Source organism: Blautia sp. An46 (genome assembly GCF_002161645.1).
GTDB lineage: Bacteria > Bacillota > Clostridia > Lachnospirales > Lachnospiraceae > Blautia > Blautia ornithocaccae.
On record NZ_NFIF01000003.1, the window covers coordinates 153,645 to 167,154 of the forward strand.

The 13,510-nt window shown below is 34.9% G+C and carries 9 protein-coding genes; all 9 read right to left on the bottom strand.

Annotation, left to right across the window (positions count from 1 at the left end):
* Nucleotides 1–190: 190 nt before the first annotated feature.
* Nucleotides 191–421 (bottom strand): hypothetical protein, encoded by a 231-nt coding sequence (locus tag B5G00_RS04050; RefSeq protein ID WP_087268889.1) that lies wholly within the window; start codon nt 419–421, stop codon nt 191–193.
* Between the two features lie 22 nt (nt 422–443).
* Nucleotides 444–1,544: a UDP-galactopyranose mutase gene (gene glf, locus B5G00_RS04055; protein ID WP_087268892.1), complete on the bottom strand. Its 1,101-nt coding sequence runs from the start codon at nt 1,542–1,544 to the stop codon at nt 444–446.
* Between the two features lie 23 nt (nt 1,545–1,567).
* On the bottom strand, nt 1,568–2,752 hold the full coding sequence (locus tag B5G00_RS04060; protein WP_087268895.1) for a nucleotide sugar dehydrogenase: 1,185 nt from the start codon (nt 2,750–2,752) through the stop codon (nt 1,568–1,570).
* Nucleotides 2,749–4,512, bottom strand: a complete 1,764-nt coding sequence (locus B5G00_RS18590; protein ID WP_162613480.1) for a DUF6270 domain-containing protein — start codon at nt 4,510–4,512, stop codon at nt 2,749–2,751. The genes B5G00_RS04060 and B5G00_RS18590 overlap by 4 nt, the downstream gene beginning before the upstream one ends.
* Nucleotides 4,513–4,631: 119 nt before the next feature.
* A complete protein-coding gene (locus B5G00_RS04070; RefSeq protein WP_087268898.1) occupies nt 4,632–7,499 on the bottom strand; it encodes a glycosyltransferase in 2,868 nt (955 codons plus the stop codon).
* 1 nt (nt 7,500) lies between these two features.
* Nucleotides 7,501–8,625 (bottom strand): glycosyltransferase family 2 protein, encoded by a 1,125-nt coding sequence (locus tag B5G00_RS04075; protein ID WP_087268901.1) that lies wholly within the window; start codon nt 8,623–8,625, stop codon nt 7,501–7,503.
* Nucleotides 8,622–9,677, bottom strand: coding sequence for a glycosyltransferase family 4 protein (locus B5G00_RS04080; protein ID WP_087268904.1), 1,056 nt, complete (start codon nt 9,675–9,677; stop codon nt 8,622–8,624). Before B5G00_RS04080 ends, B5G00_RS04075 begins: the two co-directional genes overlap by 4 nt.
* A gap of 23 nt (nt 9,678–9,700) precedes the next feature.
* Nucleotides 9,701–11,689: a hypothetical protein gene (locus B5G00_RS04085; RefSeq protein WP_140403113.1), complete on the bottom strand. Its 1,989-nt coding sequence runs from the start codon at nt 11,687–11,689 to the stop codon at nt 9,701–9,703.
* Nucleotides 11,690–11,709: 20 nt separating this feature from the next.
* Complete coding sequence (locus B5G00_RS19585; protein ID WP_330396310.1) at nt 11,710–13,509, bottom strand: ABC transporter ATP-binding protein; 1,800 nt, start codon at nt 13,507–13,509, stop codon at nt 11,710–11,712.
* Nucleotide 13,510: the final 1 nt, after the last annotated feature.

Below are 13,510 nucleotides of genomic sequence, written 5' to 3' on the forward strand. Positions count from 1 at the left end.
ATCAGCAGGTCTCAAGGTCTTGAACGGCTGACCAGCCGCCTGCTGGAACAGGATAATGTCTAGAGAGCCTGCCTCTTCCCCAGAGATATCCTCAACTGGCTAAATCCAATAATAAAAACCGGAACCCATCTACAATCTCTGACTTTACGGTCCAACTGCGGATAGCTTCCAGTTTTATAAAAGAGTATTTTCAGTTAATCAATTCCTGAAGTTCTTCAAACAACTTTAAGTCTGATTTTTTAATCTTAATCCTGGAAGATGTTTTCTCTTCTCCTGGCCTCTTAATGCTCAATTCAATTTCCGTATCCTCATTGATTCCCGTGCCAAAGGTACTGACAAAAAAATTAAAGAAGTGCGGATGATTAGATATGAACCGTTTTCGTTCATTGAGCATTTTCATCACTGTCATGGGATTTATCATTTGTGGCTCCTCCTAAATTCTTTTATCGAAATTCTCTGTCAACTGTCTCCAATGCTGATTCAATCACTTTATCCATATCATAGTATTTATAATTTCCCAAGCGTCCACCAAAAATAACATTATTTTCTTTTTCAGCCAATTCTCTGTACTTTTCGAAAAGCTGGTTGTTCTGTTCATTATTTACTGGATAATAAGGCTCCATTCCCACCTTCCACTCTGAAGAATATTCCCTGGAAATGACGGTTTTTTCCTGGGTTCCAAACTCAAAGTGTTTATGTTCTATAATCCTCGTATAAGGTATTTCTCTGTCCGTATAATTTACCACTGCGTTTCCCTGATAGTTATCCGTATCTAAAACTTCAGTCTCAAATCGTACAGAACGATACTCCAGAGCTCCCAGTCTATAGCCAAAATATTCATCAATCATACCAGTAAACACAATCTTGCGGGCAATATCTGGTTTGTCCTTCTTAAACTGGAAATAATCCGTTCCGGTTTTCACTTCGATACCATCCAGCATTTTTCCCACAATTTTTGTATATCCGCCAATAGGGATTCCCTGATAGCGGTCATTAAAATAATTATTATTATATGTAAAGCGGAATGGAAGACGCTTTATAATAAATGAAGGCAGCTCCGAGCAAGGGCGGCCCCACTGCTTTTCTGTGTATCCCTTGATCAGCTTTTCATATACATCCGTTCCGGCCAGAGACAAAGCCTGCTCTTCCAGATTTCTAGGCTCTGTAATATGCAACTCTTCAATCTGTTTTGCAATGATTGCTTTCGCCTCCTGAGGAGTCTTAATCCCCCACATTTTACTGAATGTATTCATGTTAAAAGGCAGATTATATAACTCATCTTTGTACACTGCAATAGGAGAATTTATATAATTATTAAATTCCGCAAATTGATTGATGTACTCCCATATTTTCTTATTGGAAGTATGGAATATATGAGCTCCATATTTATGGACATTGATCCCTTCAATCTCTTCACAATACACATTTCCTGCAATATGGTCACGCTTGTCAATGACCAGACAACTCTTTCCTCTTTTATGTGCCTCGTAGGCAAATACAGAACCGAAGAGTCCGGCTCCTACTATTAGATAATCGTATTTCATATGTTTTTCTCTTTCTTTTTTAATTAGTCTCTATAGAACAAATCTCTTGTATATATTTTTTCTTTGACGTCATCCAAGTCTGCAGACATACGATTGGCTATAATAACATCTGAAATTTCTTTAAATGTATTTAAATCTCTGATTACTACTGAATTAAAAAAGCTGTCTTCTCTCATAGCCGGTTCATATACAACCACTTTGATACCTTTTGCTTTTATTCGTTTCATGATTCCCTGAATGGCTGATTGTCTGAAATTATCCGAATTTGCTTTCATTGTTAATCGGAATATTCCTACTATTGTTGGTTTTCTTTCAATGATCATTTGAGCGATGTGATCTTTACGAGTCGTGTTTGATTCAACAATAGCAGATATAAGATTTTCCGGAACATCTGCATAGTTTGCCCGAAGCTGTTTCGTATCCTTTGGCAAACAGTATCCACCGTATCCAAAGGAAGGATTATTATAAAAGTTCCCAATCCGTGGATCAAGACATACCCCTTGAATAATTTGCTGTGTATTTAAGCCTTTTAATTCAGCATACGTATCCAATTCGTTAAAATAGCTTACTCGCAAAGCCAGATAAGTATTTGCAAATAGTTTTACAGCCTCAGCTTCTGTAAAACCCATGTATAAAATATCAATATTCTCCTTTTTGGCACCTTCTGCTAATAGATTTGCAAAACACCTAGCCCGCTCCGCCAAATACTGATTCTGAAGATCAGTTCCTACGATAATACGTGACGGGTATAAATTATCATATAAAGCCTTACCCTCTCGCAAAAACTCTGGGCTGAACATTAGTTTTATATTATTGAATTTTTTTCTTATCTTTTTTGTATACCCTACCGGAACCGTGGATTTTATGACAATAGTTGCGTTAGGATTATATTTCATTGATAGATCAATCACCGCTTCTACCGCTGATGTATCAAAAGAGTTATGCTTGCTGTCATAGTTTGTGGGTGCCGCCACCACTACAAAATCAGCATTTGTATAAGCCTTCTCAGGATCTAATGTAGCCATTAAATTTAATGGCTCATTCTGTAGATACTCCTCAATCTCTGCATCTTTTATAGGCGACTTCTTATTATTGATCATCTCTACTTTTTCCGGAATAATATCTATAGCACAAACTTCATTATTCTGTGAAAGTAAAGTAGCTATAGAAAGTCCTACATATCCGGTGCCTGCAACTGTAATTTTCATTCTGGTAACTCCTTATGTATATATTTTTCACCTAATTTATCAACGGCTTCTTTGTAATTATCATGATTATAAATTTTCAGATCATCTCTTGCCCAAATTATATCTTCACGAATTATTTTTCCCGGACACCCCGCAAGTACTACATTATTAGGGAATTTACTGCTTGTAACTGTTCTGGCTCCAACTACGCAGTTATCCCCAATATTGGCTCCGCCTAAAAATTCCACTTCACGACCTACCCAAACATGATTGCCGATAATAATGTCTTTCGGATAATTAATTCTATTCCCAGTTTGCAAGTCAAATATATGATGCATATCACTTTGCGCTAAAGTTATACCATGAGAAAACATATTATCATCACCAATTATTACTTTACCATTTGAGCAAACATTAATAATCACATCTAGAAAGCTACTATCCTTTCCTATGTTTATATCTGGTCTTTCTCCCATTAATTGTATAAAAAGCTGTTTATGAATTTTATTATTCCCAATAGCACAATTAGCATTGCTACAGCAAATTCTATTCAACACCAATTTATCTGAAATATCAGGGTGTATAATAAATTTATTGTTATTTTCATCAATATAATTATAATGTTTCAATGCTTTTAAATATCTAATATTCAAATTACTGTGAATATAAAAATCCATATGATCATACGGTATTTCATATTGCATTAGGGTTTCTGCAATTTTAGAAATATTTTCTGTTTTACCCTTTGCGATAATCACAACACAATTATTTATCTTTTTTATATCCTCTAATGATTCAATAATTGTATACTGATTACCAATCTCTGCCTCCACAGGCCCATCAGGAAATATATACTTAATTTTATTATATTTCTTTTTAAACCTCTCAATATTTTCTTTAAAATATATTTGTGCACCCCAAATTATTATATTTTTATTCTTAATATCTCTTGCATCAAACAATTGCTTGTCATCTTCATAATTTTTAGACTTTACCGGATCAATTATATGTTTTTCTGCATGATTCTTATTATGATTTATAAACTTTAATGTCTGTTCATAGACATCACTATAAAACCTTTCTTCAAAATGTGTTGTCGCTTTACCCCACCTATGATTTTCGTCTGCATAAATATCCTTTGGCATTTTAATTACAAATGCCTTTGGCATTTCATATTCAAGTAATGCGTAGTATAATTCTAACTTATATCTATTTCTTTTTACATTGTTTCTTCTCTCCTCATCAAAAAACTTGACATTGCTATCTTTATCAATCATTTTCTCAACAGGGTATGCTTCATTAATTATAATATGTTCTTCTCCATATATATCAATGATATTTTTGCAATAATTTTTAATTGCATCAATTATTTTTGAAAAATGAAAATTTCTAGTATTAATAATTTCTATATTTTTTATACCCAGTATTTTCATATAGTCTGATCTTTTAAGAACTTGTGAATTAGTAACTGCACTCTCTTTTCCATCAAATGTTCTCACCTTTATTAATTCAAAAATTTCATCTATTAAATCAATCATCAAATAATCTCCGTGATTATCTGCTAAATGCTTAAATAAAGATTTTGAAAAATCAATATCTAACATTCGTTTTTCCCATGGTGAATTATTTGATGAAGTATCTGTAAATTTTTCTCTGACTAGTGGATATTGTGTTGACATAATTGAATTTCTAGCAATATAAGTTTTCACCTTTATATCATCTTGATCTCGAAATACATCTCGGGATACACAGCTTCCGTGAATATCTATTGTACATATCATTATTATATCCTTTCCGTATAACACTTAAGTATTTTAGGCTTTTTATATGAATTGAAATTCCCTATTCACATAAAAAGTTTATAGTATCAAATTTTAACTGTGTACTAGATTTCAAAACATTATTTTTTTCCTAAAATTTTTCTTGGTATTGCAGTTAACGCTAGTCCTAGCCTACAAGAGAACGATGTTCTGGTTGCTTTTAATTCGTACTCTAATTGATGAATATATTGATCTTTGTCATAAATTTCTCGCATACAATTTTCATTTTTTTCTTCCAATAATCGTATATACTCGTTGTCTTTTTCTTCTATACTACTAACTATTTTTTTCATCAATTGCAGATTACCATTTTGATTTGGTTCTTCAACCGCCTTATTATTTGTTTCAGCTATATCAAAGTAGTATGTATCAATTGTATCTGCAGCACTTCTCGGTATGATGTTATAAAGTGACAATGCAAATTTCCCGCTAGTCTTCTTATTGCCGTTATATTCATCAAAAAATTTCATTTTGATAATATTGCAAACAAATTTTCTGGTATCATAAAATACCACCGGAGAATCCCAAAATGACTTATCTTCCATTTTAATATAGCCAATTTCCGCTTTCATTTCGTAATTTAAGAAATAATTTACTATATCATCTTTAACAACCGTATCACCAACAAATATTATTTTGGGATACTGACACAAGATTTCAGGAATAAGCATACGATAATAATTGTCATGCAGCCTTCTGCTTCTACTATATTCCCTATCCCTATCCAGCATATTCTTTAGCTCAACAGTTTTAATCGAAGTCTCCGTATCTATATATTTTTCAAACAAACACATTGGCAACCCATTGTCACCGTTCTTTAAGATATAGAAATCGCAAAATACTCCGTTATTTCGACCAAATTTCTTTATTTCACTAATATTAGCTAAAATTTCTTTTGTGTTTCTTGAAGTATAATAAAATACCACTGGAACATGATTCTCTACATCTTCAAATAAAATATTTCCATTACATTCAATCTCTTCGTTTTGATCCAGTATAGAATGGCGTACCAGAGTTTTTTCGCCATACGAAGATCTTAAAAAATGTTCCAGCCATATATCAGCCATAGGAACATCATAATATTTCCACGGCTTATCTTTTGAACAATAATGTATAATGGCACTATCCCGTCTGATACTTTCTAGGTTTGTATATTTTGTTTTATATAAGTTATTAATTTGGCTTATATTATATCTGGTTCTGGATCTATATAAGTTAACATACAAAGTATTATATTTAATTGGAAGCTGCCTCATCTTGTCTTTAAATACTTCATTAAACACATCCTGATCCATTAATCTGCTGTCTAATTCTTGTTTTGTCCTTATTAACACTTCTGTGAGATTATCTTCTCTCATTAAATGGATATTCAAAAGCATCATTCCAGAGTTAAAATAATCTCTTCCATATTCAACGCCAAATATCTGTCTTTCATATAAGACCTGAGGAATATCTCTCACAACACCTGCATAATACCCCTCGATATTTTCTGCAAATAAAGCGCTTAAATCTCTCTTTACTACAATATCACCGTCTAAATAAATTACTTTTGAGTATTCTTTCATCAAATCCGGCAGTAAAAATTTTATCAATGCAGTCGTTGGAACACCGTAATTTGTAATTTCAGTTTTATGTAATTTTTCAAACTCATCTGGTTGAACAGATATAAAAGTAAAAGAAATATCTGATTTCTCATACACAGCAAATCTTCTGATATCTGAATCTGAAAGCCCAACAGCTATGATTGTTATTTTATATCTTGTATTGCGGCGCTTTGCCTTTACTATAGATGCAATCGCAGTAGATGTAGGAATTGCATACCCTTTATCACAGATAAACACAATAGGTACTACATCATTTGAAGTACTCATAAAGTCTACACCTGTTTCATCTTTAGTCTCCTCATAATATTCCTCCGGAGCATCTATAATTTTCCTTAAGGTCTTATATCTTGCATTACTAAAAAGCGTTCTATCTATTTCCTTTTTTCGGTCTAATTCTTTAAATTCCTCTGAAAATTTTGTAAGGTACTCAAATTTTAATTCCTTAGAGATCTGGCGGTAGTTATAGTAATAATTATCAAATTTTTTCATTGCATAAAATCTTGCATATTTTTCTTTTAGTTCAGGGCGCTCTTCGATAAAATTATAAATAAACTTGTATTCCGTATTGGCCATAAACATTTTTTCTCTTTGATATATAGAAGAGTTTGGATTATCTCTACGGTTCATATAGAATGGCCTGTCAAGATAATACAATGATTTTGCACATATAGTAGTTTGAAACCAAAAACCATTGTCCTGATAAGATGCTCCCGGTGTTTCTTGATGACGAATGTTATTCTCTCTCAAGAAATCAGCATTATAAATGCCTGTCCATGTATTAGTAAATTTAAATAAATCAATTGTCCTATCGCCAGTTAAAATATGATTATAATACTCTTGTTTAGGAGTCAAAAAATTATAATATAAATGTCTATATTCTCCATCTACAGTAAAACGATAAAAATCTGCTTTTACCATATCTATACAGTCCTGATGTGCAATATTATATAAAGTTTCATACATATCTAATTTAATATAATCATCACTCTCTAAGATACCGATATATTCCCCTCTGGCCATATCCATACCGATATTCATAGCATGACCATATCCTGCGTTATCTTTATCAATAATTTTTACCCTCGTATCTTTTTCCGCATATTCCTCTAAAATCTGTAATGAATTATCCTTTGAACCATCATTGACACATATGATTTCTATTTCTTGAAGTGTCTGATTAATCGCACTATCCAAACATTCTCTAAGATACTGCTCTACGTTACAAACAGGAACAATGATCGATACTTTTACCTCTCGTTCCGGATCTTTATCAAAATTAATTAACTGATGAATTTTTACTTTATTTCTTGTCTCCTCAACTTGTTTCTGACGCATCTCTTTCATTTTACTTTTCTCCTTTACTTCGTATCTCTCTTATTTTTCTTGGAATAAATGTTATCAGCATACCAATCTTATAAGAACGAGATTTTCTGATCTCATCTATTTGGTACTGTAAATCTTGTATCTTTACATTTACTTCTTCTTTGTCCTTCTTTTCACTAAATATGTCATATGCCTTATCGGGTTCTCTCATAATCTGGGTTATGACATTCCATTCAAATGGGGTGAACCCTTCCTCTGTTAAGTCACCATTTTCATAGTCTGTTTTCCACTCTTCGCTTAAATCTTTTAAATATTTTTTTAAAGGCTCTCCACGTATTCTTCCTATATTAAACATATAGGTTTCATATTTTTTTATCATATAGCCTTCTAAAAATTTTTCCTCTAATCTCTTATTCTTTCTTAGAAATTCCCTTATTAATTTATACTCTTGATTACAACAGTAAATATTCCCGGGATTGTGAACTGACGAATCTGGATTATCTCTGCGATTCATATATAACGGAATATCCAAATAGTAAAGTCTTTTACAATAACATAAAGTCTTAAACCAAAATCCGTTGTCCTGAAAAGAAGCTCCCGGTGTTTCATGAAAATATATATTATTGCAATCAAGAAATTCTCTTTTATAAATACCGCACCAGATATTCATTATATTCCGGAAACAATCGTTTTCTTTTTGAGGAATTACAATCCTATGGTAAAATCTTATATCGTTTGCCACTGGCTGTAAAAATTTTTGAGTCCCATGTATCCCTCTGCTAAACCTGTAAAAATCCGCCTTTACAATATCCGTCCCCTGCAATTTTGCCGTATCATACAAATACTCAAACATTCTTGTATCTACATAATCGTCCGGTTCTACAATCCCGATGTATTCGCCTTTGGCCTCTCTCAGCCCTATATTCATGGCATGTCCATACCCCTTATTCGGAGTGGTAATAATTTTAATCCTGTCATCCTTTTCCGAATAATAGGATAATATCTTTCCGCTGGAATCTGTCGAACCGTCATTGATGCAAATAATCTCTATATCCCGCATAGTCTGATGTATAACACTTAATAAACTTTGCTGGAGATATTTTTCCACATTATATATCGGCATAATTACAGATACTTTGGGATTCATTTGACAGCTCCTCCGTTAATGATCTTCCATAGCTTTTCCACATATATTTTTTCCGTTGAAGTTTTTTTGTACATTCTTCTCATCTCTATTCCCCGGATCAGCAATTCTCTTCTGCTGGTCAGTTCACACATTTTTCTGCACAACATAGCAACATCATCTGTAGGATATATTCCTTTTTTCTTAACATCTAAATATTGTGCTCCTACATTTTCGGACATGATCAATGCCTTGCCCAGCATAGCCCCCTCAAGAGCTACCAGAGAGCAGGATTCATCCAGGGATGCAATTACAAACACATTCATCTTGCGATAAAGCGCTATCCTTTTCTCTTCATCTGCTATTTCTCCATGGTCAATAATCCGGTCATCATATGATTTCTCTAAAGTTTCCCAATATCTTCTCGCCCACTCAGGTTTCCTCCCCACAATATGCAAATATGTAATCTTTTTTAGTTTCTCCGGCATACTGAGAAAAGCCGCAATAGCTCTGTCATAACCTTTTCTCCATTCATATGTTCCAGAAAGCAAATAGTGGATCCTTCCGTTTCGCACTATATTCAAACTTCCGTCATATTCGTCCTTCACATAATTACGGATGACCGTCAGACTTCTAGGATTACAATGAGCTATGATATATTTTTCGGCATACTCGCTGACACAAAGAGCCTCTTTCGCACTACGGATATCTTCCATACTTATTTTACAGTCTCTGACCAATAGAGATATATTTTCGGCCTCCCTTATATATAGAATAGTACGGACCCGTTCCTGAAAATATTTCACTAGTTTTGCTGTAAAAATAGTATTCAAAATCGCTAAATCGTATTTTGTGATTTCACATACATAGTCTTCGATGTTCCCGATGATCTGTACAGGAATTTTTTCTTTTTCAAATTCTTTTTGAAAATCTCCCCCTTTAAGACTCCAAACAGTAACTTCAATTTCTGAGTTTCGCAAAACTTTTGCAATATTAAGCAGGCTCCTGGGGGCTCCGGTATAAGACATTTCATGGGAAACAAGTAAAATTTTTTCTTTCTTTTTCTTCTTAGACATTCAGATTTTCCTCTAGTTCCATATCAAATGTTCGGATTAAATTCAGATTTTCCTTTTATCAGCTCTGTATACTTCTTATTTCCATAAATCAATCGAAACAGCGCATTAACATCTTCCCCCTCTATCTGCCAGCCTAAGTTTTTTGATAAATCAATAAATGCCTTTATCCCTTCCTGAATATCAGAAACCACTTGCTTATCTATGTCCGGTTTTCCAAAAGATTTTTCTCCGAATTTGAATCCCTTAAAAGGTGGCTTTTCCGAGCATAGCAACATTTCTACAATAATGTTATGGCCTTTATTTAAGTCATGATTTCTCCACATCTCTCGATTTTTATTCTGAGAAAACAAGTAGCTGACTATCTTTCCCGAATAAAGAAAAGATTCGCTGGCGTTACTCTCTGCACCATTGTGTACCGTATTGGTTCCGGCCACAATGCCGACAATATCGCATCCCAGCTTCCACACTTTGTTTACCAGATAATCCAATGCTACAGCTCCGCTTCCTGCCCAGCCTACGTCTACAGCCACAGCCTTTCTACTATCTCCAAGGACTTCTTTATAATAAATGCCTCCGGCCTCTGTCTGCCTTTTGTAATGTTCCAAAACCCACTTCCAGTTTTTCATTAAATAAGTTTTGATAATTGATACATTTTTATCTGTCAGTTCTGTTTCTCTGTCCATACTTTCCTGCCCTTGCAGAAAATCCGGGAACATATCTTCCAACTCCATAGTCCTAAAAATATTCTCCAAACTGTATGATTGGTTTACTTTATGGTAGAGGAACCTGCGAAAATAGTCATATTTAAAATATCCTGCCGTCATTTTCGCAGCAGCCAGTCTGGACCAGTATACATAGCGGCATTTATCTCTTTCCTCCGGGTACAACTTCTGATACATCTGATTTAAGATATCCCCATCTCTCGCCAGAAATAAAATCTTTTCTATTCCATGTATCTTCACATACTCATGGATAAACTGACAGTATCCCAGAACAAACAGACCTCCGTATAGAAACCCAAATTCATATTCTATAGAATATTCTTTTAAACCATTATGCAGATGCGCATTTACAAGCCCTCTGTACAGAGATCCTGTAACCGGCGACATTTCTTCGGCACGATACCGTTCTCCAAATTCATTAACATTTTGATAGGGTATCACGAAAAATCCTGCTTCCTGCGCCTTTTTCTGATCAGAGTATGGGTTATCTCCCACATGGACATAAGAAAGATTTTTTCCCATTCTCTCTTTAACGAACCTATAGAGTGTACCCGCTCCTTTAGACGCTCTGTATTCACAAGATACAAAGATTTCTTCAATTCCTTTAAATCCATTTTTGTCCAACAATTCCCGAATCTGTTCTTTTCTCAGATACATATCCGAAGTGATCACTATTTTTGTTCTATATTTCTGCAGTTCCCGAAAGACTTCTGTAAAATATGGATTAGCAAAACAATATTTTCTTTCTGTTTCCCATTCCAAATTGCTTCCGAATGTAGCAGGGATTCCTGTTTCTTTCTCCATTACCTCCCAGATTTCCTGAAAAGTAACTTCTCTGGTTTTATATTTTTGACAGATTTTTTCTCTGGTTTTCCACTCCATCTCTCGACGGATCCGTTCAAAATCTAAATAATTCAGCTCTTCTCCTACCAGAAAAAACAGATCCGAAGGTTTTGAAAAAGGGCGAAGCAGTAATGTATCAAATACATCAAAAGAAATCACATCATATGCAGCCAGTTTTTCAGCCAATGCAGCCGGCTTTTCCCGCCTGGACAGGGATGACTCGCTTCCCTGTGTATACAGTTTCTTCCCTTTGTCGGGGTACATTTCTGTCGGTTCTTTCAGTTCCTTATTCTGAAGGAGATAATATTCCAGATTTAATTTCAGTAAATATCCCCATGCACGGGCTCTGTCTTTCCCCGTCAATCCATCTCTGTATTTATGGTATCTGCGCCTGATCCCCGGTACCTGATTGACCAGTACACTATAAATATTATCACCAAGCTTCATAACAAATCTTTCCTCTGTTTTTATCCGTTCAATTTTGCATATGCCGGACATACTTCTTCAGGTTTTCCAATCATTTTCAGGTCGCCCTTTTCAATCCAGACTACCTTGTCGCAATTCTTGCGGATAACGTCCATAGAATGAGAAACAATCAGCACTGTGGAACCGCCATGTATCATTTCTTTTATCCTTGCCTCGCTTTTCTTTCTGAAAAACATATCTCCTACACTTAGCACCTCATCTAAGATCAATATTTCCGGTGTATCCCGCATAGTCGCAATAGCAAATCCCAGTCTGGACACCATACCGGAGGAATAGTTCTTCACCTTTTCATCCATAAATCCTTCTAGTTCTGCAAATTTAACGATATCTTCGTATTTTTCATCTATATATTCTTTTGTATAGCCAATGATTGCCCCGTTTAAATAAACATTTTCTCTTCCCGTAAGTTCAAAGTCAAATCCGGTTCCCAAAGTCAGAAGCTGGATTTTTCGTCTGTCTACTTTCACTTCACCGGAAGTAGGCGCCAGTGCACCTGAAATAATCTTCAAAATCGTACTCTTTCCGGAACCATTGGTACCGATAATACCTACAACCTCACCCTTTTTTACATTAAAACTTATATGTTTCAATGCGGAAAATTCCCGGTATTTGGTTTCCTTTTTTATCTTCTTAATTACATACTCTTTTACGCTGGACGGTGCATTCTGAATAATCCGGAAAGTCATGGTAACATCTATTACCTGGATTTCATAGTTTTCTTCTTCTCCAGATTCCTCTTGTTGTTTTTCTTCTATGATTTTCTGAACAGCCGCCGCCATTTCCTTCTCTTCTGCTTTTCTTTTTTCCTCTTTAATCGATTCTTCTTTGCTTTTTCTCCGCTCTTCCTGTCTCCTTTGTTCTTCTCTCTGTCTGCGTCTTCTTCTTTTCTTTCTCCTGTTACGAATCCGTATGATAAGACTCACACAGATTATAATCTCCAAAAGCAGAAAAATTCCTCCGACAATAAAAAGCCTTTCTATCGGAAATGATATCTCATGAATAACCTCTGTATCCGTTTGATCTTCTGCTGTCATATCCGCTCTCGTTTCTTCTTCTTCATTAGGCAATGATTCCGGCAGTGCCTGACGCAGTATCCTTGCATTATAAATTGCCTGGTTTCCGACTGTATCAGTCACAGAAATCTTTATAAGATTTTCCCCTTTTTCTAGCTTTTTACTTTCAACTGTAACTGTGGCTTCTTCCTGGACAGGGATAGCCTGTATCTCCGCCTCCTCTATATTTCCCGATACTTCTCCATACAGTTCAGTCTGGGAATCATCTGTGAAATTCATATCTTCTCCGTTCAGCTTTGCCCCGGAAAGCCTGCAGGATTCCGGAATTGGAATATTCACCGATACCCTTTGCATATCTGTCATTTCAAGAAGGTTTCCCTCTGTTCCAAGAGCTTGGGCGCTTTCAATATAAACTTCTGTTTTTCCTCCGGTCTTAGGTCTGAACTGTATGTCCTGTCTTCCCTTACCACCTTGTATATTTACATAGGACAGATGCACCAGCCCTTCTTCAGTCAATTCTCCTCCGGAAATATATTCTAGAATTTCCGGATCATATCTGACCTCTGTTTCTCCAGATGTAAACGTTTCATCTGCGATAATGTAAATTCCCATAGGAAAATCCTGGCCAATCTGTGGACTGTAGCTTTCTGAACCGAAGGAAGCCTGCGCTGCTCCATAGACCTGGCTTGGAAAGCCCGGAATAAAAATCAAGGCCAAAAGCAGCAATATAATTATTCTGTATCTTCTATTTTCTGTTATTTTTCTCATT

What these genes read in the sequence shown, in the direction of transcription:
- B5G00_RS04060 (WP_087268895.1), bottom strand. Translation starts at nt 2,752, where the DNA reads ATGAAAATTACAGTTGCAGGCACCGGATATGTAGGACTTTCTATAGCT.
- B5G00_RS04050 (WP_087268889.1), bottom strand. Translation starts at nt 421, where the DNA reads ATGATAAATCCCATGACAGTGATGAAAATGCTCAATGAACGAAAACGG.
- B5G00_RS04080 (WP_087268904.1), bottom strand. Translation starts at nt 9,677, where the DNA reads ATGTCTAAGAAGAAAAAGAAAGAAAAAATTTTACTTGTTTCCCATGAA.
- B5G00_RS04085 (WP_140403113.1), bottom strand. Translation starts at nt 11,689, where the DNA reads ATGAAGCTTGGTGATAATATTTATAGTGTACTGGTCAATCAGGTACCG.
- glf (WP_087268892.1), bottom strand. Translation starts at nt 1,544, where the DNA reads ATGAAATACGATTATCTAATAGTAGGAGCCGGACTCTTCGGTTCTGTA.
- B5G00_RS19585 (WP_330396310.1), bottom strand. Translation starts at nt 13,509, where the DNA reads ATGAGAAAAATAACAGAAAATAGAAGATACAGAATAATTATATTGCTG.
- B5G00_RS04075 (WP_087268901.1), bottom strand. Translation starts at nt 8,625, where the DNA reads ATGAATCCCAAAGTATCTGTAATTATGCCGATATATAATGTGGAAAAA.
- B5G00_RS18590 (WP_162613480.1), bottom strand. Translation starts at nt 4,512, where the DNA reads ATGATATGTACAATAGATATTCACGGAAGCTGTGTATCCCGAGATGTA.
- B5G00_RS04070 (WP_087268898.1), bottom strand. Translation starts at nt 7,499, where the DNA reads ATGAAAGAGATGCGTCAGAAACAAGTTGAGGAGACAAGAAATAAAGTA.